A 24,899-nucleotide genomic window follows, 5' to 3' on the forward strand; every position below is an offset into this window, starting at 1 on the left:
TTTGGGGTCGTCGTCAGGTTCGAGCCATGGCATTGAATTATGGCTAGCGGGCGCATGCCTTCCGATCTGCAGCGCTCTCAAGATCGAGCGCCGCCCGCGCGGCGCTTCGCAGCACAAGGCTGCTCCTACATCTGTTTCGGGCCAATTATTCCTGGGGCATGGTCGCGCGACCCTCTTGGCGACCCCCTCAATATCGAGTTGCACGAACAAGGCAATCGCGCGCCGGCCGCACAGACTTGACTGGCCCGAAACAAATGTAGGAGCAGCCTTGTGCTGCGAAGCGCCGCGCGGGCGGCGCGCGATCTCAAATCCACGACTAAAGCCGCGGCAAACACATCTTAGCCCCCCCGCCCAGTTCCCCCCTTAACCCCACAGCACCCGGAACGGCCTCCACGGGCAGCCCAATGAAGGCATTGTGATATCATTCGCTAGCCCTTGGATGGGCGCCGTTCTCCAGATTTCAACAAGGAATTTGCAAGTGAAAGATTTCGTCATCAGCGTCAACAACCTGGTCCTCTACATCTCCCTCGCCGTGATCTGGCTTTTTGCGCTGGTCGCCATGTTCACCAGCGGCTTCCTCGCTGGCCTGGGCATTTTCGTCGTTGGCAGCCTGAGCTGGTGCATCGTATCCGGCTTCTGGTTCGTGCAGTCGGCTACCTATGAAGAACTGCGCAAGCTCAACGCCAGCAAGGATTGATTGCCGCGGATGGCGCTATGCCTCGGACTTGAAGTCAGAGGAAACACACTCCACAGAAAGTTACTGTTTGTGTAATTTTCTGTGGAGTCAGCTAACTGCCGCCGAAGGACAAAAAAGGCAAGGTTTTTGGGCAATGCCCACTCAACGTGGCCGCCCCGCCTCGATCCAAGCTTGCACCTGCCTCATGCCCAGCCGATACCGGGCGCAGTTATGCAGCGCCAGACTATCCAGCTCTGCCTGCAACAGCGGTTCGAACTGCAACTTCTCGCTTTCCGACAACAACAGCCCGGCAACCACTGCGCCTACTGCCTGCCTGTCGCGCACCACAGCATTGATTGCCTCGTTCAGCACCTCTCGAAAGTGCAGACGCACGGGGTCGGGTACACCCATGGCTTCAAGCATGACGCCATACTTTTTGATGGATCTACGATAAACCCAGACGAACAGATCAACTGCCATAGCCATGTCGCGCTGTTCGTAAACCCCCATCATGGCGAGTGCATAGTCCTGGGGTGTCACATCCAGGAACGATAATGGCGAGCAGTTGTAGAGCATCAACGGGATATTCGCCGCCAGTCGACTGGTGCGTTTGTTGCCATCCTCGAACGGCTGCAGATAAGCCAGGTTCACCCACAAGAAAAACGCCGCCTCAATAGGGCTCTTGATTTGCCTGGCCTTGTCGAGAATCTGCTCGAACATCTCCTCCAGCAATGTGGGAACCTGGGTGGGGAAATAGGTGGTGCCGCTGATGTTCACCACGGTCTGGCGAATACTGCCCAACGCAGTGCTATCTGCTAGCAGATCCTGCATCAGTAAGGCATGCAAGTTGCGAATCACCGCTGAGTTGAGGCCATACTCCGGTACCGCATCGATCATGAACTCGATGGCTGCCTTATGATTGAGCAGCATCACCGCATCCAGATCGCCATCGGTTATACCGCTTTTGAACAACCGCTCAGTGTCGAGCAGCGAGTAGCGGTTGCCTTCAAGACGCGATGAAGACCAGGAGAGATCGATCAGCAGGGGCTCCAGCACTTTCCGGGCATAGGTGCCGGCAGGCTGCTGCCCCTTCATTCTGCCTTCAACCTCCAGAGTTTCCGCTAGATCAGGAGATAGCCACGTGGTTTGATTAGGCTGATAGCTATCGACCAGATCTCGCTGATACGTGACGACGTCACCCATAGCCAGTGGAAGCAGCAAGGATTTGCGTAGGTTAATACTTTCGGAAGACCACGGCAGATCTGAAGCGATAACTTGTGCGGGAATGCTTTGGAGACGGGTCACAGATGCGCGTACGAGCCGATAGCGGGCGGTACGTCCTTCTCTCTCACGCTGAATCTTCCCCGCCTCCATCAATACATCAAGGTGGCGTTTGACGGTTGACCAACTGAGCCCCAGAAGCTCAGCAATCTTACGAGAACTCAGGGCTTGCTCGCCTTCCAGCGCACTCAGAATTTTGTTTGGCAAAGTCATCGGAACTCCGAATACAGCTCAATAGAGCTCAATATAGCTCAATGCAGCTCAAATACAGCTCAATTGAGCTCATCGCAGCTCACCTCAACTGAAAAAAGCACCAAAACCACGGCCTCCAACCCACCCACCAAATTGACGCCGCACGCCTGACTGTCAGCCCTGCAGCCATGCCGGGAATCTATTGGCCATTACCATCCCCCCCTACTTAAGATGTCACTCGTCGGATATATGCACAAAGTATTGCCAGCATGATGGCTCTTAGCCATATTTGCGCCCCCATTTCTCCACGACTGTGTGACACATGAAAACAACCGTGCCCTGTCTGGCAGCAATGATGCTGCTGAGTGGGTGCAATGGAGTGCCAACGTCCTACGTCTCCGATCCCGTCTACAGCCAGGCTTTCGTGGTCACCTCAGGTGCGCCGCTGCCGCTGTTGCTGATGGCCAGCGCCATCCAGTGGAACGAAGACTACGCAGTGACCGCCAAACACACCCCCTTCCTGCGTAACGTGGTCCATGAGGGCCTCGGCGATGTGGTGTTCTTCAAGCATAAGGCCAGCGAGGTGCCGCATTGGCGGCAATACGTACCGGGTGAGTCGGTGACGGCGGTCGGCTTCAACAGCCTGATGATTCCTGTACAGGGCAAGGGCCATGCGTTGCCGTCGCTGGTGCGCCTTGAAGGTACGCCGGGCAGTGTCTTCTACTCGCTGCACGACGGCCCGATGGTCAAGGGCATGTCTGGCGGGCCAGTGTTCGCCGATGATGGCCAGGTGGTGGGTATCAATATTGCGTTCATCCCCAAGAACGAAATCGATGCGCGCACTCGCCCGGACCTCGCTGATAAAGAGCGTGTCAGCGTGTTCATGTCGTACAGCGAGATCGACAAGGAATGGCGGCGCTTCCAGTACTTGCTGGCACGCAAGGCCAAGCCTCATGCACCTGCGGCGATCAAGGGGATTGTGGCGGTGGCGGCCAAGCCGTGAGCAGTCGGCGGTGATCTCCTACTGAGGCAGTGCTAGCCTGTGAGCGGGGCTTGGCCGCAAACGGCCAGCCAACGCACTGCAAAAGGACCTGCCATGCACCTCAGCCACCGCCCTGTTCAACCCAGCGACATCCCCGCCATCTGCTGCTTCCCCCAGGGCCCGGACGAACTGTTCTACATGTTCCCCAAAGCCACCTACCCCCTAACCCCCGTGCAATTGGCCGACGCCATCGCCCAGCGCAGCGGCTCTACGGTAGTGCAAGGCGGCGGCATGGTGCTGGGCTTTGCCAACTTCTACAAAGCCGAGCACAGCGGCGTGTGCGCCCTGGGCAACGTGGTGGTGGCGCCAGCTGCCCGCGGCCATGGGGTGGCGAGCTACCTGGTAACCGCCATGATCGAGCTAGCCCGCGAACAGTTTGCGGCGCGAGAGATTTGGGTGTCGTGCTTCAATCACAACACGGCGGGGTTGCTGCTTTATCCACAGCTCGGTTTTGTGCCGTTCGGCATCGAAGAACGCCAGGCGCCGGATGGGAAGCGAGTGGCGTTGGTGCAGATGAGGCAGGTACTGGCCTAGCCTGCGAAATCTAATGCGACGACGTATGGGGCTGAACAAAAAGCTCCACGCCTAGGGCACGTATGACTTTAAGCACTGTATCAAAGCGGGGCTTAGCGCCTGGGCTAAGTGCTTTATAGAGACTTTCTCGACCTAACCCACTCTGTGCAGCGATTTGTGTCATTCCTCGTGCCCGAGCGATATGACCGATGGCCCGGATAATCTCATCTGTATCGCCATCGGATAGCACCTGGCTGAGGTATTCGCTGATTGCTGCATCACTGTCAAGCAAGTCGGCGATATCAAAAGGGATCAATTTTTCGCTCATTTCATCTCCTCCACCAGCTTTCTCGCTTTGAGGATATCGGCGGTCTGGGAAGATTTGTCTCCGCCCACCAGCAGAAAAATCACTTTGGCTCCCTTACGCGTGAAATAGACTCGATAACCTGCAGAAACGTCGATGCGAAGCTCACTTACACCGCCCCCAACGCTTTTGTAGTCGCCAAGGTTTCCACTTTCTGTATCCTTTTGGATACATTCATGCGAGATATGGAAGCGGTCTACCTTGCCGTTTCACCTTTGCGAAGAGAACTCAGGAGCGTCTGATACCTCAGTCAGTTTTTTCTTTCAAACACGTCCAAAAAAATGTCTTGCAACATCAGCTCCCGAACCATACCCATCCCTCGACGTCCGATCCTGCATCCCCCGCGTTTCGAGGTACCCCGTGTGAAAGAGATCATCGCCCGCAAGTACCGCTTGGTGGTGAAGACCATCGGTTACATCGGCTGGTCGCTGTTCTGGCTGCTGATCTGGGATGTGCTGGTCACCATCGATTTCATGCTGTTCTTCAACAGCAAGTTCACCCTGCCGTTGATTCCGTTGACCTTACTGGGTTCGGCGCTGGTGGTGCTGGTGAGCTTTCGCAACAGCAGCGCCTACAACCGCTGGTGGGAGGCGCGCACGTTGTGGGGTGCGCTGGTCAACAGTTCGCGCAGTTTTGCCCGGCAGACGCTGACGCTGATCGATGACCCGGATGACGGGCTGAACCCGATCAAGGCCACCTTGCTGCGCCGGCATATCGCCTATGTGAACTGCCTGGCTGCGCACCTCAAGGGCGACCGCTGCCCGGATGAACTGATAGCGTTCATCCCGCAGGCGGAGTTCGAGCGGCGCAACCGCTCGAACAACTTCGCCAACGACATCCTCAGTGGCTCGGCAGCCCTGCTGGCGCGGGAATACCAAGCCGGGCGCCTGGACAGCATTCGCCTGGCGCGGCTGGAGTCGACCTTGGTGGACCTGTCCAATGCCCAGGGCGGCATGGAGCGGATCGCCAATACGCCGCTGCCCTACCCTTATGTGTATTTTCCGCGGCTGTTCATCACGCTGTTCTGCCTGATCGTGCCGGTGGGGCTGGTCGAGTCGCTGGAGTGGTTCACACCGCTGGCGTCGACGGTGGTGGGGTTCATGTTGCTGGCCATCGAGCGGATCGGCACCGACCTGCAAAGCCCCTTCCGCTTCAGCGAGCACCAGATCCAGATGGACACCATCTGCGAGACGATCGAGCGCAACCTGGAGTCGATGCAACGGGAAGCGCAGCATGGCGAACTGACCACCTGATGCGTGCGCGGGCTGCCCTGCAGCCCCAGTCAGGCGCGCACATAGCGCTGGCGCAGCAGATCGCTCAAGGCATCCACCAGCAACACCAGCACCAGCATGGCGATGATCACCGTGCTGGCTTGCGCCTCCTGGAACAGGCTCAAGGTGGTGTAGAGCATCTGCCCCAACCCACCTGCCCCAACAAACCCCAACACGCTGGCCATGCGGATGTTGTTCTCCCAGCGGTACAGGCTGTAAGCCAGCAACTGCGGCCACAGGTTAGGCAAGGTACCAAAGCAGAATGCCGCCACCTGGCTGCCACCCTGCAAGCGAATGGCTGCCGCTGGCTCTGCCGGGGCGTTTTCCAGTGCCTCGGCAAACAAGCGGCCGAGCACGCCGGCGGTATGTAACGCCAAGGCCAGGGTCCCGGCATTCGGGCCAAGCCCTGCGGCCAGCACGGTGAGCGCCGCCCAGACTAATTCCGGGATGGCCCGCAAGGCATTGAGCAGTACACGCGCCGCAGCCTGTAGCGGCCAGCCGAAGCGGCCCGCCGCAGGTAACGCCAGCAGCATCCCCAGCACCACCGCCAGCAAAGTCCCCAGGCCCGACATCGCCAAGGTCTCCAAGGCGCCATGCCAGACCGCGCGCAAATGCTCGACGGTCACGTCCGGGTGCAGGAAGCGCCCCGCGTACTCGCCCATCTGCCCTAGCCCGCCATCACCGACCAGCGCGTGCAGGTCCAGCTCCAGGTAGGCGAACGAGGCCACCACCGCCGCGATGATCACGCCGAGCACCAGCAGGTTGATCGCCCGGTTCATGCCAGCCTTCCTCGCAGAAAGCGGCTGAGCAGGTCAGCCAGCGATACCAGCAACAGAAACGTCAGCAGCATGCTTGCCACCTCCGCGCCAGCAAACATGCGCATCGACAGGTCGATCTGCTGCCCCAACCCGCCAGCGCCGACAAACCCCATCACCACCGAGGCACGCACCGCGCATTCCCAGCGGTACACCGTGTACGACACCACTTCCGACACCGCATTGGGCAGGATGCCGTAGAAAAAGGCCATAAGCCGACCACTGCCGGCCTGCAATAGGGCATGGGCCGGGCGTTGGTCGACCGACTCGAAGATTTCGGCGTAGACCTTGCCAAGCATGCCGCTGTAGGTAATGGCGATGGCCAGCACCCCCGCCGTTGGCCCAAGCCCCACGGCACGCACGAACAGCAAGGCCCAGACGATTTCTGGCACGCTGCGCAGAAAGATCAGCAGCCCGCGTACCGGCAGCCGCAGCACCCGCGACCACCACCCAGCCCGCCCGCCTCGGGAGGCCGCGCGCAACGACAAGGCACGGCTGGCCAGCAGGCTGGCAGGTACCGCCAGCACCAGCGCCAGGGTCATGCCGGCCGTGGCCACGGCGAGGGTCTGCAAGGTGGCTTCGTACAGCAACTGCAAAAAGGCGGCATCGTGCGCCGGCGGCCAGAACGCCTGGGTGAAGCTGGCGATCTGCTGACGGTTCTCGGCCTGCCACAGCACGCCGGGGTTCAGCTCGCTCAACTGCAGGCCCGGCCATAACACCGCCACAGCAAGCAGGGTCAGCAGCAACCGTGGCAGGGCAGCCGGGTCGCGGGCATGGGCCTTCAGCATCGCGGGATCTGTACCGTCAGCACTGCTGCAGGGCCCTGCAAGGGAGGCGAAGCCAAGTGTTCGTTGGCATAGAGTGCATCGAGCATTTGCGGGCTGACCGCCTCGGCCGGGCTGTCGAACACCACCTGCCCTTCACGAATGCCGATCACCCGTGGAAAATGCGCCAGCGCCAGCTCGACCGCATGCAGGCTGGCCACCAGCGTTACACCGTTGGCCTGGGCGTGGCGGTTGAGCAATGCCAGGCTGTGGTCGGCCAGCACCGGGTCCATCGCCGAAACGGGCTCATCGGTCAGCAGCAAGTCCGGGCGTTGATACAGCACCCGTGCAATGCCCACCCGTTGCAGTTGGCCGCCAGACAGTTGCCCGCACTGGACGAACAGTTTGTCAGCCAGCCCCAGCTCGGCCAATGCCTGGCGCACGCCTGGCACATCGGTCGGGTACAGCAGGTTGAACAAGCCACGCACGATACCCCACTGCCCCAATCGCCCCGCCAGCACTGCGGTCACAACCCGCTGGCGCGGCGGCAAGGGCGGTGCCTGATGCACCAGGCCAACCCGTGCCCGCAAGCGCTGACGCGCCCTGCCAGACAACTGCCAAGGCTGTTCACCGAACAGCGCCAGGCGCCCGGCACTGGGCTGGATAGCAGTGGCCATCAGGTGTAGCAGGCTGGACTTGCCAGCGCCAGAGGGGCCGATGATCGCGACCCGCTCGCCCTGCTCCACGCGCAGGTTTATCGCGTCGAGCGCGCGGACCTGGCCATGCTGCAGGCTGGCATCGTGCAGATGAATTGCCACCGGAGCGGACGTCACTTGAGCAGGCCGGCCTCACGCGCGGCTTGTTCGGTGCCCTGGTAGTTCTCAGGCTTGGTCTCGATAAAGCGGCTGGCAGCCTGCAGGTCGAGGATCGCCTTGTGCTCGGGGTTGGCCGGGTCCAGGTCGAGGAACGCCTGTTTGATCTTCGCCTTGAGTGCCGGCGCCATGTTGCCGCGCACGGTCCAGTTGTAATCGTAGTAGGTCGGGGTAGTGGCGAACACCTTCACCTTGCTGGTATCGACCTTGCCGGCGTCCACCAGCTTTTGCCAGACGCTGGCATTGAGCACCCCGCCATCGACCTTGCCGGCCTGCACCCAGGCTGCGGTGGCGTCGTGGGCGCCGGAGTAGGCCACACGGCTGAAGTAGTCCTCAGGCTTGATGTTGTTCTCTTTGAGCATGAAGTAACGCGGCATCAGGCTGCCCGAGGTGGACGAGATGGAGCCGAAGGCGAACGACTTGCCCTTGAGGTCGGCCAGGCTCTTCACATTGGGGTTGGCGGTGATGAACTTGGACGTGAATTGCGCGTCCTGCTCACGCTGCACCAGCGGCGTGGCGTTCGGGTCTTTCAAGTGCACCTGAACAAAGGTGAACCCCCCCAGCCACGCCAGGTCGAGGCGGTCGGAGGCCAGCGACTCGACCACCGCCGGGTAGTCGGCGACCGGCACGAACTTCACCTCCATGCCCAGCTGCTTGGCCAGGTACTCCCCCAACGGCTTGAATTTACGCTGGAGCTCCGTGGGCGCTTCGTCGGGGATGGCACTGACCCGAAGGGTTTCAGCAGCCTGGGCGACAACGGCACAGCAGGACAGCACGAGGCCGGCGGCGAGCGCCAGAGGGCGTTTGAGCATGGGCAATCTCCGGGTCATTGGCAGCTAAAGGGTCGGCAGCCGTGCCGACCGTGAAAAGTATAAGTGCCCATGGCGCAATGGCCAGCTTTGCTACAATCGCGCAACAATTTGATCTGCTGAGGTACGTATGAGCGAGCCAATCCGCCTGACCCAGTACAGCCATGGTGCCGGTTGTGGCTGCAAGATCTCCCCCAAGGTACTGGACGTAATCCTTGCCGAAAGCGGCGCCCAGGCCCTGGACCCGAACCTCTGGGTCGGCAATGCTTCGCGCGACGACGCTGCCGTGTACGCCCTGGACGAAGAGCGCGGCGTGGTCTCGACCACCGACTTCTTCATGCCGATCGTCGATGACCCGTATGACTTCGGCCGCATCGCCGCCACCAACGCCATCAGTGACATCTACGCCATGGGCGGCGACCCGTTGATGGCCATCGCCATCCTCGGCTGGCCGGTCAACGTGCTGCCGCCGGAAGTCGCCCGCGAAGTGATCCGCGGCGGGCGTGCGGTCTGCGCCGAAGCTGGCATCCCGCTGGCCGGCGGCCACTCCATCGACGCCCCGGAGCCGATCTTCGGCCTGGCCGTCACTGGCGTGGTCAGCAAGCGCCATCTCAAGCGCAACGACACCGCCACCGCCGGTTGCCGCTTGTACCTGACCAAACCGCTGGGCATCGGCATCCTCACCACCGCCGAGAAAAAGGCCAAGCTGCGCGAGCAGGACCAAGGCCTGGCGCGCGACTGGATGTGCACCCTCAACACCCCCGGCAGCCGCTTCGGCAAGCTCGAAGGTGTGAGGGCGATGACCGACGTCACCGGCTTCGGCCTGTTGGGCCACCTGGTGGAGCTGGCCGACGGCAGCGGCCTCACCGCGCACCTGGACTACGCCGCAGTACCGCGCCTGCCAAGTGTCGATCACTACCTGGCCGAGGGCTGCATCCCGGGCGGCACCTTGCGCAATTACGAAAGCTACGGCCACAAGATCGGCGCCCTGAGCGATGAGCAGAAGCACCTGCTGTGCGATCCGCAGACCAGCGGTGGCCTGCTGGTGGCGGTCAGCCCTGAGGGTGACGCGCAGTTTCTGGCCGTGGCGGCCGAACTGGGCCTGCAACTGTCGCCCATCGGCACGCTGGGTGAGCGACAGAGCAACGCGGTCGAGGTGATCTGATGCGTCCCGACTGCACGGATTTTCGCCCGCTATTTTTGAACGACGTGCCGATGATGGACATGCGCGCGCCCATCGAATTCGCCAAGGGTGCCTTCCCGGGCGTCGTCAACCTGCCACTGATGAACGACCAGGAGCGGCAGAAGGTCGGCACCTGCTACAAACAGCAAGGCCAGGCCGCCGCCATCACGCTTGGCCACCAACTGGTCAGCGGCGCGATCAAGCGCGACCGCCTGCACGCCTGGGCCAGCTTCGCCAAGGCGCATCCCGAGGGCTATCTGTACTGTTTCCGCGGTGGCCTGCGTTCGTTGATCGTTCAACAGTGGCTGCGCGAGGAAGCGGGCATCGACTACCCGCGGGTCAAGGGCGGCTACAAAGCGATGCGCACCTTCCTGCTGGACACCACTGAGCAGGCCGTGGCGCACTGCGATTTCGTTTTGATTGGCGGCCTCACCGGCACCGGCAAGACAGAGGTACTGCACCAGTTGAGCAATGGGCTGGACCTTGAAGGCCATGCCAACCACCGTGGCTCCAGCTTCGGCAAGCGTGCCACCGCGCAGCCCGCGCAAATCGGCTTCGAAAACAAGCTGGCCATCGATGTGCTGAAAAAGCGCGCGCGTGGCATCGAGCAGTTCGTGCTCGAAGATGAAGGCCGTATCGTCGGCAGCTGTACCGTGCCGCTGGCGTTGTACCAAGGCATGCAGCAGTACCCGTTGGTGTGGCTGGAGGACAGTTTCGAGCAGCGTGTTGAACGTATCCTGCGCGATTACGTGGTCAACCTGAGCGCAGAGTTCGTCGATGTGCACGGCGACGATGAGGGCCGCCGACTGTTTGCCGAACGCATGCTGTCGAGCATGGCCAATATCCACAAGCGCCTGGGTGGTGAACGCTGCCAACGCTTGTCCGCCATCCTGCAACAAGCCCTGGATGAGCAACAGCGCAGCGGCGCGGTGGAGCTGCACCGGGGCTGGATCGAAGGGTTGCTGAAGGAGTATTACGACCCGATGTATGCCTATCAGCGAGATGCCAAGGTTGAGCGTATCGAGTTTGCGGGGGATGCCGTGGAGGTGCGCGAATACCTCAAGGCCCGCGCGCAAAGGCAGCAACACTGAGGCCGCTTAGCCAGTTGCCAAACACCTTGCACCACCGTCGTCTGTAGGAGCGGCCTTGCGTCGCGAAAGGGCCGCACAGCGGCCCTATGACGCCGAAATCTGGGGCCGCTGTGCGGCCCTTTCGCGACGCAAGGCCGCTCCTACACAAACGTGCGCCCATCTCACTGCCCCGGGCTGAGTACTCGCTCAAGCTCGGCCGCTCGGTCCCGGGTCATGTCCATCACGCACACGCCGCCTTCCAGCTGCGCCAGGGTCCCGCCACTGGCCTGTACGTGGAACGTGCAGTTGTCATCACGGTAGGCGATCCACTTGCGCTGTACTTCGCGCAGGCGTTTCTGCTGCCCTGCCTCCAGTTTGCCCATCAACTGTTTGTACACCCGGTTCAGGCGCTGGTCCTGCAACTGGGTCTCGGCCTGGATGCAACTGCTCATGGCCACTGTGCTGGACGCCTTGTCCATGCATTGGCCGTAGCTCGGCGAATTTTCTTCGGCCATGGCCAGCGGCAGCACACACGCCAGCGCCAGGCCCGTCAGGTGATACCTGTTCATGACTATTCCCCCTGTGGATATCAAAATGTCTGTGGCTGTTCCGGCGGCATCAGCACCTTGTTCGGCTCGAAACGCAACGACGGCATCTGCGTCGCGGCATACAACGCGACACCCAACGCCGCTATCAAGGCCACATCGAGCCAGCGCCATCCGGGCATGTCGTCGGCGCTGCGGGCCTTCCAGCAATGCCAGGCCTGGCCCGCGCAAAACACCACCATCGCAATGAGCCATAGATAAAAGCCTGCACCAAAACCGGTGCGGTCATGAAACGCGTAACTTTGGCTGTCTGGCAGGCGGTCGATTCCGAAACTGCTGGCCGCCAGATACAACGCCGCCACACCGCACGCCAAGGCCAACCGACGGAAACGTCGATGGGCAAGAATCGCCACGGCCAGCAGCGGATTGGCAAACCATTGATACAACCCGAAGGGCATGCCCCATGGCCCGTACAGCAACATCTGCAGGGCGGGCATGTGGCGGTCGCCACTCATCAGCACGCCATCGAAAAACAGCGCGAGCAGGTACAGGAACAGGCTGATGCTCAGGTAGAAAACGGGCAAAGGGGCACACCTGGTGAAAACGGGACAGGCTGCGACCATAACCCAGGCCCTGCCCCGCTTCCAGGCGTTTAGTAAGTGCCGCGCAGGTTCACCACCGGTAGCGTGGTGACCAGCAGACGATGAAAATCGAGGTTCGCCATAACACTATGCAACCGGTGGTTCCAGCAGCAGGCCATAGATGCCCGAGTCGGACAGCTCACCGGCCACGCACCAGCGCGCCCGCAGGGTGCCTTCGAGCACGAAGCCCTGGCGTTCGAGCGTGCGTGCCGAGCCTTGGTTACGTGGGTCGATCTCGCCCTCCAGGCGGCGCATGTGCAGGGTGTGAGCGAGGTAGTCGATGAAGCAGGTCAATGCCTCATCCATGTACCCCCTGCCCTGTACGGCGCTGGCCAGGCAATAGCCGATCTCGCCACGGCGGGATACGTCATCGATGTTGAACAGTTGGACCATGCCGATGAGTTCGCCGTTGTCACGGCGGTACATGCCGAGCTTGAGTTGGTCGCCATTGGCATAGGCTTCACGGTCGGCGGCCAGGGCGCTTTCGGCCTCGGCGAGGTCTTGCCAGGGTGCATGGTGCCAATAACGCATGACCTCGGGGTCGGCCATGATCGCCAGCCATTGCGCGGCATCGCCATGGCGCATCGGGCGCAATTGCAGGCGGGGGCTGTCGAGGCAGAGGTCACTGGGGAAACTGCGGGGTGGGGTCACGCCGGATCTCCTGTCCATTGCTGGGGAGATGACAGTTTAACGTCAAGCGAGGCGGCTGGGGGATGCGTTGGGTTTTATCGTGTGTTTGAGCGTGAGCGGTTGTCTGGCAGGGGTTTCGCGCTGGGGCGGAAATCGAGCGCCGCCCGCGCGGCGCTTCGCAGCACAAGGCTGCTCCTACATTTTTTCAGGCCAGTGAGGCATGTCCCATATGTACAGGACCGCCTTGTTAGTTCGACCCGACATTGAGCGCGCGCAAATGGCTCAGGAATAATTGGCCCGCAACAGGTGTAGGAGCAGCCTTGTGCTGCGAAGCGCCGCCCGCGCGGCGCTCGATCTGCGCGACCACTCAACCGCCCCGGTTCAACCCCATTTCCATGTCATTGATCAGCGCTTTGGCCATGGCACTGAGAATTCGTGCAGCGCTGCCTGCAACCTTGTTGCCCTCCATCTCGGCCTCTTCGCTGAGGTGGCGTATGCACCCCAGCAACACAGACAATTCGTCGAACGCGTGATCAAGGGGGATGCCCGGTTCGATGCGGAACAATTCGAGAAACGTCTCCACGCCAGCGGTGGTGTGGGTTTTCAGGTGATTGCTCATTCCACTGCCTCCTGCGCCTTTATGTGGGCGAACAGCGCATGAAGCAATTCGGTCAGGGCGGACATGTTTTCGAGGAGGGCGCTGCGTTGCAGGCTGTCTTCGGCTTTGAGGTAAAGCTCGATGGTTTGGGAAAGGCTGCCCATGAGCTTGGCTGCCTGGGACCTTGCCTCTGCATGGGAGAGGTCGGCGATTATCGAGATGTAAGGGATTGGGAAAGTGGGTGGGTCTGGGACGATCTTCTTCATAAAGATATTCCTGAGGAAGCTATCGGATTAGCAACCACCTCGTCCTTCTCACAGATTGGGTGGCAGCCGTACGCGAGGTGAGAAGACCGCGTCCTCAGGCTCCCGCGGCCAGACCTAAGTCTGCACGCGCACGGCCGCCATGACAGAAAGCCATTACTGAGGGATAACTGCAGCTTCTCACGGCCGCTCGCCATTTCAGGCGAACCGTGACGTTACCGCTGTGGTATTCCCCCGCATATCAGACGGCATCCGACAGAGGTCGTAGGATAATTCCCAAGACCCGCCAACCTGAAGCATTTGGTTTCAAGTTCAGAATCTTCTTACAGCTGATGGCCCTTTCGCGGGGCAAGCCCGCTCCCACAGGATCGGTGACTTGCTTCGCCCACAGGTCTTGCAACGGTCCTGTGGGAGCGGGCTTGCCCCGCGAAAGGGCCGGCACAGGCGACCCAAAAAGGTCAGGCCACCTCAGCCCCATCATCATCCGGCCAATGCGGCTCGTTGGCCCCAGGCGGGGTCAAAGGCGGCAAGCCATAGGCCGCGCGTGCATCGTCACAGCTCGGGTTGTGCACCCCGCCCTCCCACGACGCATCGAACTCCCGGCAAGGACTCGAGCGGTTGGCGTAGATGGTGCACGCCACCTCTTTGCCGATCTCGCCGGCAAGGCTGACGCAGCGGCAAGGCTTGGCATCGGTGCCGATCATCGCGACCCGTGTAGGGTTGATCTGCACCACCAGGTCGTCAGGCACAACGCCCCCGGCAGACTGGCATTCGCCCCAGAAGAAGGACACACGGAAGTACCCGCAGCAGGCGCCGCAGTCAAGGCAAGGGTTATATTCGGACATGAGGCCACGGAGGGAAGGTTGTTGTTATCGGGGCTGGGCCCGCGGCGCCATTTTCATTCCAACCGGGGCCGGCTGGATAGAGGGGGAATGCAAAAAAAATTGCCGCTGATCCGGCAAACCCCACGGCCCGAAAAATGGGCGAACAGCACAGCGGCTGCCCGCCTGCCCGGCCTAACGCAGGGCCTTGTAAGTGTTGGCATCCCAGTGCTGCAGGCCAAGGCCTTCGCGAGGGTCATAACGGTCGCTGCGCACCTGGCTGAAGCGCGTGCGGGTTTCGCCGCAGTGCACCAGCCGGTCGTCTTTTTGGCCTTCGGTGATGACGGTATACGACTGGCTGCGCATGGCCTGGTAGTGCTCATCGGCAGCCGCCATGGCCAAGTGATGCTGCATCAGTTGGTTGTCATCCAGCGCCAGGCACTTGTCCAGTTCGACACCCCAACGGGTCAGGCAGACTTCGGCGAAATGCCGCACGATCAACCCGGGCTCGACCAGCACCTTGCCGTCGCTCGCCCCGTCAGCCGATGCATTACCCACCAAAGTGGCATGCCGGCCCGGCATTGGGTAGACGCACATGCGCGTGTTGCTTTCGACCGCCGGGATCACACAGGCAAAGCCATTGGAGCGTTCATCCCGGGAATAGAAACCCACATACTCATGGACGTTCCTGGCCAGTTTGACCCGCCTGCTCTGCACGTTGCCAGTGCCCGGCACCGGGTCAATGGCAAAAATATTGACTGGGATATCCCGCAGCAGCGGATCCTCAGCCATCGCATTGGCCAGCATATGGCAACTGATACCGCCGCGGCTCCAGCCCACCAGGTTGACCTGGGTGGGCAAGCACGGTTCGCGGAATATCTTGATGATCTGTTCCTGCAGCGCCTGCGGGGTCGGGTGGCGATCGCCGTAGTCATAAGTGCGCCAGAACCAGGAAGCCGTGGCGGACGCATCCGGGATCTCCACGCCTGCGTCTTTCAGCCTTGTGTACGCTTGCTCGGTGAGTTTGGTGCGCTGCCAACTGCTCTCACCCTTGATCACGTTCAGCACATGGCTCACGTTTTCTTCCCAACCACGGCCAAACAACTGACCACTCCAGTTAAAGTAGCCACCTGGCTCAACGAATAATTCGTCATCCTGAAGGTTGCCGCTGCCCGGCCCGTCAACCGCAATCCAGTGGGCGAACTCGCGCCCCTGATCGTTGCCGGCCAATGTCGAGACCAGCTCGCCGTTCCAGAAATTGGGGTTGGCAGCATCGAAGCGATGGGAACCAGTGCCGCAGAAATACGCTGTGAATACACTCATTTGAATACCCGAACAGGAAAATGAGTGCTGAAGGTAGTGGCGCGAATAATCGCCAGGCAGTCGGAAGGCCAGCCCAGCTGATGTAACGAGGGGCCGCCACGCGGCCCCTCGCTGTTTACTTGCGGGTCAAACCATCCGCCCTGAACATCTGGCGGATGCCGCGAATCGCCTGGCGAATACGGTCCTGGTTCTCGATCAGGGCAAAGCGCACGTGATCGTCACCGTAGTCACCAAAGCCGATGCCCGGCGACACACACACCTTGGCCTCAGCCAACAGCTTCTTGGAAAACTCCAGCGACCCGAGGTGCGCGTACTCTGGCGGAATCTTCGCCCACACGTACATCGAAGCCTTTGGGTTCTCGACCATCCAGCCCAGCTCGTGCAACCCCTTCACCAACAGGTTGCGGCGCTGGCGGTACTGCTCGGCGATATCGCGCACGCACTGTTGGTCGCCTTCCAGCGCGGCAATGGCTGCCACCTGCAAAGGCGTGAAGGTGCCGTAGTCGTGGTAGCTCTTGATGCGCGCCAGGGCGTTGACCAGCTCGGGGTTGCCGACCATGAAGCCGATACGCCAGCCCGCCATGTTGTAGCTCTTGGACAGCGTGAAGAACTCCACCGCGATGTCCTTGGCCCCCGGCACCTGCATGATCGACGGGGCTTTCCAGCCGTCGTAGACGATGTCGGCGTACGCCAGATCATGCACCACCAGCACGTCATACTGCTTGGCCAGGGCGACCACGCGCTCGAAGAAGTCCAGCTCCACGCACTGCGCGGTCGGGTTGGACGGGAAGCCGAGAATCATCATCTTCGGCTTGGGGATCGATTCGCGTATCGCCCGCTCAAGCTCATTGAAGAAGTCCACACCCGGCACCAGCGGCACCGAACGCACCTGGGCGCCGGCGATCACCGCACCGTAGATGTGGATCGGGTAGCTGGGGTTGGGCACCAGCACTGTGTCCCCCTGGTCGAGGGTGGCGAGCATCAGGTGAGCCAGGCCTTCCTTGGAACCGATGGTGACGATGGCTTCGCTTTCCGGGTCGATGTCGACCTCGTAGCGTTCCTTGTACCAGTTGGAAATGGCCCGGCGCAGGCGTGGGATGCCGCGGGAGGTGGAGTAGCCGTGCGTGTCTTCACGCTGGGCGACCTGCACCAGCTTCTCGACGATGTGCGGCGGGGTCGCGCCATCGGGGTTGCCCATGCTCAGGTCGATGATGTCTTCGCCACGACGGCGGGCAGCCATCTTGAGCTCGGCGGTGATGTTGAAGACGTAAGGGGGGAGACGATCGATGCGCGCAAAGCGGCGCGGCGAACCTGGGTTGGCCATGGCTTCCTCTGAGTACGTAAGCGCCCGGAACCGTCCGAGCGACGTTGGCCGATGTGGCGGCCTGAATCAGAAGATAGTGCCGAAACAGGATATCTGTAAAGGTCAATTTCCTGTTTTATTAGAATTTTTCAGATGTATTTTTTGAAAATTAGAATTTTGTGTTTTCAGGGCTGGCCTCTTCGCGGGTAAACCCGCTCCCACATGGATCGCACCCACATGCGAAATCTGTACATTACCTGTGGGAGCGGGTTTACCCGCGAAGAGGCCGGCACAGGAGAACACCCAAAAAAAACCCCGGCACATGGCCGGGGTTTTCGTGTAACAGGCAGCGGTATCAGCGTGCGTAGGTCATCAGCACGTCCGCAGCAGTCTGGCTGTCCACCGACATCATCACGCTCAGGGCAGTGACAGTGAGGATAGAGAAGCCAAACACCTTGCGGGCCCACTTGCTGTCGTCCTCGGCTTTGTAGCCACCCCAGGCCATGTACAGCCAGTACAGGCCCATGGCAGCTGCCACGGCCAGGTAGCTGAGGCCGGCGTAACCGCCGAGGGTGAGCATCAGGGTGGCGAGCACGAAGGCCAGCACGTACAGCACGATCTGCTTCTTGGCAGCAAGAATACCGCGAGCCACCGGCAGAACCGGAATGTTGGCAGCGCTGTAGTCCTTGAAGCGGAAGATGGCGATCGCGAAGCTGTGCGGCATCTGCCACAGGCTGAACATCACCAGCAGGGTCACTGCAGCCAGGTCGAAGCTGTTGCTGACGGCGCAGTAGCCGATCACCGGAGGCATGGCACCCGAGAGGCTGCCGACCAAGGTGCCGTGCACCGATTTACGCTTCAGCCAGAGGCTGTAGAAACCGACGTAGACGACGAAGCCGATCAGCGCACAGAACGCCGACAGTGGGTTGGCCTGGACATACAGCAGGCTGAAACCCGCCACCCCAAGCAGGGTGGCGTAAATCAGCGCGAGGGGCAGCGACATGCCGCCCTGGACCATGACGCGGTTCTTGGTACGTTCCATCTTGATGTCGATGTCGCGGTCGATGCAGTTGTTGAACACGCAACCGGACGCCACCACCAGGGAAGTACCTACCACCACCGCCAGGAACAGGGCGAAGTCTACATGGCCCTTCGCGGCAAGGAAGAATCCGCCTGCCACGGAAAGCACGTTACCGAAAATGATCCCCGGTTTGGTGATTTGGATAAAGTGCTTAACGGACATGCAGTCTTACCTCACTTGGCCATCATTTCGATGTGGATGTTGAACATGATCCACAGCGACAGGCCGACCAGCAGTGCAATTACCATGGTGGTAAACAGGAACGTCGACACGTTGGAACGCTGCTCTTTCGAGCGGTCCATGTGCAGGAAGTACACGAGGTGCACTACAACCTGAATGACAGCCATGGCGACCACGATCAGAACGGTCAGGTTCTTCGGCAGGCTTGGGTACATCACCAGGCCGAACGGGATAGCGGTCAGGATGATCGACAGTACAAAGCCGATCATGTAGGACTTCACGCTGCCGTGATTACCTTCGTGATGAGTGTCGTGTGCGTTAGCCATTACAGAACCCCCAGCAGGTAGACGACGGTGAATACGCAGATCCAGACCACGTCCAGGAAGTGCCAGAACAGGCTCAGGCAGCTCATGCGGGTCTTGGCAGTCGGGGTAATGCCCTTGGTGCTGATCTGATACATCAGGATTGCCATCCAGATCAGACCTGCAGTCACGTGCAGACCGTGGGTACCGACCAGCGCGAAGAACGCCGACAGGAAGCCACTGCGCTGCGGGCCGAAGCCCTCAGCGATCAGGTGATGGAACTCGTAGATTTCCATCGCGATGAAGCCGGCACCGAACAGGAAGGTCACAGCCAACCAGCCCAGTACACCTGCTTTCTTGCCATCGAACAGCTTCAGCATGGCGAAGCCGAAGGTGATCGAGGACAGCAGCAGGAAGGCAGTTTCAACAGCTACGAAGTCGAGCTGGAAAATGTCATGACCCGACGGGCCGCCGGCAAAACTGCCGGACAGCACCGCGTAGGTAGCGAAGAGCGACGCAAACAGGATGCAGTCGGTCATCAGGTACAGCCAGAAACCGAGTACGGTCATCTGGCCCGAGTCGTGGTGGTGATCGTCGTGCCCATGGTCGTGACCATGAGCAGCGCCGTGGATTACTTGACTGGACATTGATTACACCCGCTCAAACGATTCGACACGTGCGCCGGCAGGCAGAGCACCTGCTTTGGCCAGCGCTTTCATACGCTCGCCTTCGATGCGCGCCACTTCTTCGGCCGGAACCATGTAGCCCTGGTCGTCACGCGCAGCGTGGCGAACGAAGACAGCGATGGTTGCAACCAGGCTCGCGCCTACCAGCCACCAGATGTGCCAGATGAAGGCAAAGCCGAAGACGGTCAGGAACAGGCCCATGAACAAACCGGTAGCGGTGTTGCTCGGCATGTGGATGGCGTCGAACTTGGTTGCCGGCTTGTAAGCAGCGCCGATTTCCTTGGTTTCGTGCCATGCATCCAGGCCAACCTGCTCAGGCATGTGGGCGAAGTTGTAGAACGGAGGTGGCGACGAAGTCGACCATTCCAGAGTACGACCGCCCCATGGGTCGCCGGTCACGTCCAGGTTCTGGTTGCGGTCGCGGACCGAAACGTAGAGCTGGATCAGCTGGCAAGCGATACCGAACAGGATCAGCACGGCGCCGACTACGGCAACGTACAGGTAGGGTTCCCACAGCGGGTTGTCGGAGTGGTTCAGACGACGGGTCATGCCCATGAAGCCCAGAGCGTACAGCGGCATGAACGCAACGTAGAAGCCCGAGATCCAGAACCAGAAGGCAGCTTTGCCCCACTTCTCGTTCAGGGTGAAACCAAAGGCTTTCGGGAACCAGAAGGCGAAACCGGCGATGTAGCCGAATACCGCGCCACCGATGATCACGTTGTGGAAGTGAGCAATTACGAACAGGCTGTTGTGCAGAACGAAGTCAGCACCTGGAACGGCCAGCAGTACGCCAGTCATGCCACCGATGGAGAAGGTGATCATGAAGCCCAGGGTCCACAGCATCGGTGCGGTGAAACGCACACGGCCCTGGTACATGGTGAACAGCCAGTTGAACAGTTTCACACCGGTCGGAATGGAGATCAGCATCGTCGCCAGGCCGAAGAAGGTGTTGACGCTCGCGCCGGCACCCATGGTGAAGAAGTGGTGCAGCCATACGGCAAAGCCCAGGATGGCGATTGCGCCCGATGCGTAGATCATCGAGTGGTGGCCAAACAGACGCTTGCCAGAGAACGTCGAAGTCACTTCCGAGAACACGCCGAAGGCCGGCAGGATCAGGATGTAAACCTCAGGGTGACCCCACGCCCAGAACAGGTTGACGTACATCATCGGGTTCCCACCAAGCTCGTTGGTGAAAATGTGGAAGTCCAGATAACGGTCAACAGTCAGCAGTGCGAGTGCGGCAGTCAGGATCGGGAACGAAGCGACGATCAGCACGTTGGCCCAGGTGCAGGTCCAGGTGAAGATCGGCATGTCCATCAGTTTCATGCCAGGTGCGCGCATCTTCATCACGGTGACGAGGAAGTTCACACCGGTAAGCGTCGTACCTAGGCCCGATAGCTGTAGCGCCCAGATGTAGTAGTCGACACCCACGCCAGGGCTGTACTGAATACCCGCGAGCGGCGGATAGGCAACCCAACCGGTCTTGGCGAATTCGCCGACGCCCAGGGAGATGTTGACCAGCAGCACGCCTGCCAGCAGCAGGTAGAAGCTCAGGGAGTTCAGGAACGGGAAGGCAACGTCACGTGCACCGATCTGCAGAGGCAGGGCCAGGTTCATCAGGCCGGTGAAGAACGGCATCGCCATGAAGATGATCATGATCACACCGTGAGCGGTGAAGATCTGGTCATAGTGTTCAGGCGGCAGGTAGCCTTCGGATCCGCCAGTGGCCGCAGCCAGCTGGGTACGCATCATGATGGCGTCGGCAAAGCCGCGCAGCAGCATGATCATCGCGACGATGATGTACATCACCCCGATTTTCTTGTGGTCGACAGTCGTCAACCACTCGCTCCACAAGTAGGTCCACTTGCGGAAATAGGTGATAAGACCGACGACAGCGATACCGCCGAGCGCGATCATGGCAAGCGTCACCATGACTATCGGCTCGTGATAGGGTATCGCCTCCAGGCTTAGTTTACCGAACATCTCTTACTCCTCTGCACCGGCAGCTGGTTGCATACTCGATTCCACACCCTTGGTAGTGGCCAGATCTTTGCTGCCTGCTTCTTCGTGGACCGGCTTGCCGCGGTTCATGCCTTCGTACTTGTCGACGATGGACTGGAACAGCTCTGCCGGGGCCTCGCTGTACAGCGCGACTGGGTTGTATTCGCTAGGTTTGGCCAGAGCTTCGTACTCGGCTTTGCCCAGTTTCAGCGGCGACTGCTTCACTTCGGCGACCCACTTGTCGAAGTCTTCCTGGGAAGTTGCAGTAGCCTTGAATTTCATGCCGGTGAAGCCAGCGCCGCTGTAGTTGGCGCTGATACCGTCGAATTCGCCGTTTTCGTTGGCGATCAGGTGCAGCTTGGTGGTCATGCCGGCCATGGCGTAGATCTGGCCGCCCAGGCCCGGGATGAAGAACGAGTTCATCACGGCGTCGGAGGTGACGCGGAAGTTGACCGGGGTGTTAGCCGGGAAGTTGATCTTGTTAACCGTCGCGATGCCCTGCTCCGGGTAGATGAACAGCCACTTCCAGTCCAGTGCGACCACGTCGATCTGGATCGGCTTGACGTCGGAATCCAGCGGACGATACGGGTCCAGCTTGTGGGTGGACTTGTAGGTGACATAACCCAGGGCGATGATGATGATGATCGGGATGATCCACACCGCGGCCTCGATCTTGGTCGAGTGCGACCAGTCGGGGGTGTAGGTGGCCGCCTTGTTGGAAGCACGGTACTTCCAGGCGAACGCCACGGTCATGATGATGACCGGGATCACCACCAGCAGCATCAGGCCGGTAGCGATGAGGATGAGGTTCTTTTGCTCAATGCCGACCTGACCTTTCGGGTCGAGCAGGGTCCAGTTGCACCCACTGAGTAAAAGCATGCCTAAAAAGGGCAATATGCCAAACAGTCTGGGGTAACGCTTTTTACTCATCTCACGACCTCTAGATCAGCTTGCTTCAATGCAATTTGTGTTTTGGTAGCCAACACTTCGTCCTGCCAAGTGCGGCATTTCGCGCCCGTACTCGCTCCTGCCTGGGGTCCGACTGCAGGACCTTGGCTCAAGCGTGTTAGCGGTGCTTATGGTTTCGTAGGCAACAGGCCTGTACTTCAGACCAAGTCCATTTGGTGCGGGAAAACGCGGAGGGGTGTCCGCTCGGTATCGCCGCTGGGCGAAACTTGACGAAGTCAGCAAAAGGGAGCGCTGGGGCTTCCTTCAATCCTGCGACTCGCAAGCAGTGCCGAACGGAAATTGGGGGCGATTGTAGATAGGTCGCCAACCCTTGACTATGACTTATTGAGCAACAGTCTTTTACAGAATACGTAACAATGCGACCCGAAGAATCAACTTCGCGACAGTTTGTCGCACCCCGCCGGGTAGCCCTCAAAGCCGCATTCTACAAGGCTTTGTGATTGATCTGGATCAAGCGGGGAGCAACTTTCTGCGCATCTCACGCCGTGCAAAAGACCTCATGCAATTCGGGACTTTTGTCTAAGCCTGACGTCGGTTGCGGTAGATGCCCAGCGGAACCAGAATGGCCGTCAGGACAAATGCGACCAGCGCCCACTGCGCCAGCGACAGACCGAGGATCGGTGGGTACGGCGTGCTGCAGAAGCCGTCGACCTGGAATGCCAGCGGCCATAGCTTGGCCAGGGGCAGGTCGTCGACGATCGGCTGCAGGGTATCGATGCCGCAACTGACCATGGGGTTGGCGAGTATATACACATGGTTGCCGGCCGCAACGATTCCCCCGATGGCGCTGAGTACCACCAGGCCTTCGAAGGCCGTCAGGCTGCGCCGCCCCGGCATCGCGGCGGCGATGAAGGCGAACACGGCGATAAACAGCAAGGCATAGCGCTGCAGGATGCACAGCGGGCAAGGCGCCTCGCCCAATACCACCTGCATATAAAGGGCGCCACCGATCAGCGACAGGCAGATCAGCCCCAGCAGCACCAGAAAGCGCCGTTCCCGATTCAGGCGCGATGTTTGTTCGTTCATTGCCGGTTCCTTGGATGGAGAGTGGCCGCGTGGTCCGCCTGCCTGTGCGCGATTCTACACGCTGGGCAGGGCCTTTAGCGTGCCGAGGGGGCAACGTGATAGCACTGCGCAGGGCTATCCGAGATGGCTGAGACCGGCCATTGTGACGTCGGTTCAACGTCACACGGCAAAAAAGCGGCTACCCGGGTGCCGCGCAGGGGCAAGCCCCTCGACACCTGGGAGTGAAGGATACCGTGATTAAAGGAGGATTAAAGATGAAAGCTTGGCGGGCTGTTTCATCTCTCCTTTATATAAGCAGGTGGCGCAGCCTGGTGATGCGAAGAGGCCGATATATAAGCAGGTAGGAGCAGCCTTGTGCTGCGAAGAGGCCGGTGATGGCTCAGATCATCTTCTGAGATCACCGGCCTCTTCGCAGCACAAGGCTGCTCCTACAACAGCTAGGACTGCTGGGTATTTTACTCCAGCGCTGCCGCTGGCCCGAAGAACTCGTAGCGGCTCTGCTGCTCCGGCACACCCAGGCCCTTCAGCTGGCGCTTGACCGCCGCCATGAAGGCCTTGGGCCCCAGGAAGTAGGCATCGACGTCACGCTCACGTGGCAGCCACTCGGCCAGCAGGTCTTCGCTCAGCAGGCCCACGGCATCGGCCGCAGCGCCGCCTTGCGGCTCGGCATAGCAGTAGAAGCGCTTGAGCTGTGGATGACGCTCAGCCAGGCCGTCGACCCAATCACGGAAGGCATGCACAGCGCCGTTACGCGCACAGTGGATGAAATGCACTTCACGCGGGGTCTGCAGTGCCGCCTGCAACATCGCCAGGGTCGGGGTGATCCCCACACCACCACTGATCAGCACCAGCGGCTTGTCGCTGGCGGCCAGGGTAAAGTCGCCTGCAGGTGGGAACAGCTGCAGGGTCTGGCCCACTACCAGTTCATCGTGCAGGTAGTTGGACACCTTGCCACCGGCTTCGCGCTTGACGCTGATACGGTATTCATTGCCGTCGCACAGGGCCGACAGCGAGTAATTGCGACGCTGCTCGGCGCCGTCGATGAACAACTGCAGGCCGATGTACTGCCCTGGCTCGGCCTTGAGCACTGGCTTGCCGTCCACCGGAGCGAAGTAGAACGAGACGATCTCGCTGCTTTCCTGCTCGCGGCGTACCAGGCGGAACTCGCGGGTGCCACGCCATCCGCCGGCGGCTTGCTCCTTCTCTTTATAGAGGCTTTCTTCAGCGCCGATGAGGATGTCGGCCAGCTGGCCATACGCGGCGCCCCAGGCCGCGATCACCTCTGGGGTGGCGATGTCCTTGCCGAGCACTTCTTCAATGGCGCGCAGCAGGCAGCTGCCCACGATCGGGTAGTGCTCCGGCAGAATCTGCAAGGCCACGTGCTTGTTGATGATCTGGCCGACCAGGCCGCCGAGTTGTTCGAGCTGGTCGATATGGCGGGCATACATCAGCACGCCGTTGGCCAACGCACGTGGCTGGTCGCCGCTGGCCTGGTGGGCCTGGTTGAACAGCGGACGCACTTGCGGGTACTCGTTGAGCATCATCTTGTAGAAGTGAGTGGTCAGCGCTTCGCCGCCGCTTTCCAGCAGGGGGACAGTGGCTTTGACGATTGCACGTTGTTCGGCAGTGAGCATTGCAACGACTCCTGAGCCTATGGCTTCGAATGATTGCCTTGGGT

General features: G+C 60.5%; 27 protein-coding genes and 1 pseudogene. 6 read left to right on the forward strand and 22 right to left on the reverse strand.

The window, feature by feature from the left end:
* The first annotated feature begins 478 nt into the window (after positions 1–478).
* The gene (locus tag AB7M33_RS04565; protein WP_085272636.1) at positions 479–697 is read left to right on the forward strand and encodes a hypothetical protein; all 219 of its coding nucleotides are present in this window, start codon (positions 479–481) and stop codon (positions 695–697) included.
* A gap of 141 nt (positions 698–838) precedes the next feature.
* On the opposite strand, the gene AB7M33_RS04570 is transcribed toward AB7M33_RS04565, so the two are convergent.
* Positions 839–2,170 carry a Fic family protein gene (locus AB7M33_RS04570; RefSeq protein WP_454242497.1) on the reverse strand — a complete coding sequence of 444 codons (1,332 nt, stop codon included), beginning with the start codon at positions 2,168–2,170 and terminating at the stop codon, positions 839–841.
* A gap of 334 nt (positions 2,171–2,504) precedes the next feature.
* Between AB7M33_RS04570 and AB7M33_RS04575 the strand changes: the two genes are divergently transcribed.
* Together AB7M33_RS04575 and AB7M33_RS04580 are read left to right on the forward strand one after the other, a co-directional pair.
* Positions 2,505–3,152, forward strand: coding sequence for a serine protease family protein (locus tag AB7M33_RS04575; RefSeq protein WP_027595527.1), 648 nt, complete (start codon positions 2,505–2,507; stop codon positions 3,150–3,152).
* Positions 3,153–3,245: 93 nt separating this feature from the next.
* Positions 3,246–3,725 carry an N-acetyltransferase family protein gene (locus AB7M33_RS04580; protein WP_454242498.1) on the forward strand — a complete coding sequence of 160 codons (480 nt, stop codon included), beginning with the start codon at positions 3,246–3,248 and terminating at the stop codon, positions 3,723–3,725.
* A 10-nt stretch (positions 3,726–3,735) separates the two neighbouring features.
* Here the strand turns inward: AB7M33_RS04580 and AB7M33_RS04585 are convergent, their stop codons facing one another.
* A complete protein-coding gene (locus tag AB7M33_RS04585; protein ID WP_027595525.1) occupies positions 3,736–4,032 on the reverse strand; it encodes an addiction module antidote protein in 297 nt (98 codons plus the stop codon).
* Positions 4,029–4,220, reverse strand: a pseudogene (locus AB7M33_RS04590) (type II toxin-antitoxin system RelE/ParE family toxin); the annotation flags it as partial. The pseudogene AB7M33_RS04590 and the gene AB7M33_RS04585, both read right to left, overlap by 4 nt.
* 210 nt (positions 4,221–4,430) lie before the next feature.
* Here AB7M33_RS04590 and AB7M33_RS04595 point away from each other — a divergent pair.
* Positions 4,431–5,321 (forward strand): bestrophin family protein, encoded by an 891-nt coding sequence (locus tag AB7M33_RS04595; RefSeq protein WP_027595523.1) that lies wholly within the window; start codon positions 4,431–4,433, stop codon positions 5,319–5,321.
* Positions 5,322–5,350: 29 nt separating this feature from the next.
* On the opposite strand, the gene phnE is transcribed toward AB7M33_RS04595, so the two are convergent.
* Genes phnE through AB7M33_RS04615 form a run of 4 tightly spaced genes read right to left on the reverse strand, consistent with a single transcriptional unit; the run spans position 5,351 to position 8,602 of the window.
* The gene (phnE, locus tag AB7M33_RS04600; RefSeq protein WP_454242499.1) at positions 5,351–6,118 is read right to left on the reverse strand and encodes a phosphonate ABC transporter, permease protein PhnE; all 768 of its coding nucleotides are present in this window, start codon (positions 6,116–6,118) and stop codon (positions 5,351–5,353) included.
* Positions 6,115–6,942 (reverse strand): PhnE/PtxC family ABC transporter permease, encoded by an 828-nt coding sequence (locus AB7M33_RS04605; protein ID WP_099428361.1) that lies wholly within the window; start codon positions 6,940–6,942, stop codon positions 6,115–6,117. The genes phnE and AB7M33_RS04605 overlap by 4 nt, the downstream gene beginning before the upstream one ends.
* Positions 6,936–7,736, reverse strand: coding sequence for a phosphonate ABC transporter ATP-binding protein (locus AB7M33_RS04610; protein WP_374707378.1), 801 nt, complete (start codon positions 7,734–7,736; stop codon positions 6,936–6,938). Before AB7M33_RS04610 ends, AB7M33_RS04605 begins: the two co-directional genes overlap by 7 nt.
* An 11-nt stretch (positions 7,737–7,747) precedes the next feature.
* Positions 7,748–8,602, reverse strand: a complete 855-nt coding sequence (locus AB7M33_RS04615; RefSeq protein WP_027595519.1) for a putative selenate ABC transporter substrate-binding protein — start codon at positions 8,600–8,602, stop codon at positions 7,748–7,750.
* 127 nt (positions 8,603–8,729) lie between these two features.
* On the opposite strand from AB7M33_RS04615, the gene selD reads away from it, so the two are divergent.
* Together selD and mnmH are read left to right on the forward strand one after the other, a co-directional pair.
* A complete protein-coding gene (gene selD, locus AB7M33_RS04620; protein WP_454242500.1) occupies positions 8,730–9,764 on the forward strand; it encodes a selenide, water dikinase SelD in 1,035 nt (344 codons plus the stop codon).
* A complete protein-coding gene (mnmH, locus tag AB7M33_RS04625) occupies positions 9,764–10,873 on the forward strand; it encodes a tRNA 2-selenouridine(34) synthase MnmH (RefSeq protein WP_454242501.1) in 1,110 nt (369 codons plus the stop codon). Before selD ends, mnmH begins: the two co-directional genes overlap by 1 nt.
* A gap of 161 nt (positions 10,874–11,034) precedes the next feature.
* Here the strand turns inward: mnmH and AB7M33_RS04630 are convergent, their stop codons facing one another.
* The 15 genes from AB7M33_RS04630 to hmpA all read right to left on the reverse strand — a co-directional run bounded on the left by AB7M33_RS04630 (position 11,035) and on the right by hmpA (position 24,855).
* Positions 11,035–11,421, reverse strand: a complete 387-nt coding sequence (locus AB7M33_RS04630) for a lysozyme inhibitor LprI family protein (protein WP_027595516.1) — start codon at positions 11,419–11,421, stop codon at positions 11,035–11,037.
* A gap of 20 nt (positions 11,422–11,441) precedes the next feature.
* On the reverse strand, positions 11,442–11,981 hold the full coding sequence (locus AB7M33_RS04635; protein ID WP_027595515.1) for a hypothetical protein: 540 nt from the start codon (positions 11,979–11,981) through the stop codon (positions 11,442–11,444).
* A 144-nt stretch (positions 11,982–12,125) separates the two neighbouring features.
* A complete protein-coding gene (locus AB7M33_RS04640; protein ID WP_027595514.1) occupies positions 12,126–12,689 on the reverse strand; it encodes a GNAT family N-acetyltransferase in 564 nt (187 codons plus the stop codon).
* Between the two features lie 346 nt (positions 12,690–13,035).
* Positions 13,036–13,287 (reverse strand): DUF3077 domain-containing protein, encoded by a 252-nt coding sequence (locus tag AB7M33_RS04645; RefSeq protein WP_238210492.1) that lies wholly within the window; start codon positions 13,285–13,287, stop codon positions 13,036–13,038.
* Positions 13,284–13,532, reverse strand: a complete 249-nt coding sequence (locus tag AB7M33_RS04650; RefSeq protein ID WP_238210494.1) for a hypothetical protein — start codon at positions 13,530–13,532, stop codon at positions 13,284–13,286. The genes AB7M33_RS04645 and AB7M33_RS04650 overlap by 4 nt, the downstream gene beginning before the upstream one ends.
* A gap of 455 nt (positions 13,533–13,987) precedes the next feature.
* The gene (locus AB7M33_RS04655) at positions 13,988–14,374 is read right to left on the reverse strand and encodes a YkgJ family cysteine cluster protein (RefSeq protein WP_027595511.1); all 387 of its coding nucleotides are present in this window, start codon (positions 14,372–14,374) and stop codon (positions 13,988–13,990) included.
* A 171-nt stretch (positions 14,375–14,545) separates the two neighbouring features.
* Positions 14,546–15,673 (reverse strand): hypothetical protein, encoded by a 1,128-nt coding sequence (locus AB7M33_RS04660; protein ID WP_454242502.1) that lies wholly within the window; start codon positions 15,671–15,673, stop codon positions 14,546–14,548.
* A 115-nt stretch (positions 15,674–15,788) separates the two neighbouring features.
* Positions 15,789–16,997: an alanine transaminase gene (gene alaC / locus AB7M33_RS04665; RefSeq protein ID WP_027595509.1), complete on the reverse strand. Its 1,209-nt coding sequence runs from the start codon at positions 16,995–16,997 to the stop codon at positions 15,789–15,791.
* A 334-nt stretch (positions 16,998–17,331) separates the two neighbouring features.
* Positions 17,332–18,219 (reverse strand): heme o synthase, encoded by an 888-nt coding sequence (cyoE, locus tag AB7M33_RS04670; protein ID WP_027595508.1) that lies wholly within the window; start codon positions 18,217–18,219, stop codon positions 17,332–17,334.
* 11 nt (positions 18,220–18,230) lie between these two features.
* Positions 18,231–18,563, reverse strand: a complete 333-nt coding sequence (gene cyoD, locus AB7M33_RS04675; RefSeq protein ID WP_027595507.1) for a cytochrome o ubiquinol oxidase subunit IV — start codon at positions 18,561–18,563, stop codon at positions 18,231–18,233.
* Complete coding sequence (gene cyoC / locus AB7M33_RS04680; protein ID WP_027595506.1) at positions 18,563–19,186, reverse strand: cytochrome o ubiquinol oxidase subunit III; 624 nt, start codon at positions 19,184–19,186, stop codon at positions 18,563–18,565. Before cyoC ends, cyoD begins: the two co-directional genes overlap by 1 nt.
* 3 nt (positions 19,187–19,189) lie before the next feature.
* Complete coding sequence (gene cyoB, locus AB7M33_RS04685) at positions 19,190–21,208, reverse strand: cytochrome o ubiquinol oxidase subunit I (protein WP_027595505.1); 2,019 nt, start codon at positions 21,206–21,208, stop codon at positions 19,190–19,192.
* 3 nt (positions 21,209–21,211) lie between these two features.
* On the reverse strand, positions 21,212–22,156 hold the full coding sequence (cyoA, locus tag AB7M33_RS04690; RefSeq protein ID WP_027595504.1) for a ubiquinol oxidase subunit II: 945 nt from the start codon (positions 22,154–22,156) through the stop codon (positions 21,212–21,214).
* Between the two features lie 558 nt (positions 22,157–22,714).
* A complete protein-coding gene (locus AB7M33_RS04695; RefSeq protein ID WP_099428354.1) occupies positions 22,715–23,221 on the reverse strand; it encodes a disulfide bond formation protein B in 507 nt (168 codons plus the stop codon).
* A 455-nt stretch (positions 23,222–23,676) separates the two neighbouring features.
* Entirely contained in the window at positions 23,677–24,855 is a 1,179-nt protein-coding gene (hmpA, locus tag AB7M33_RS04700; RefSeq protein ID WP_454242503.1) for an NO-inducible flavohemoprotein, read from the reverse strand.
* Between the last annotated feature and the right edge of the window lie 44 nt (positions 24,856–24,899).

The sequence above is a fragment of the Pseudomonas sp. Y3 TE3536 genome, assembly GCF_053629175.1.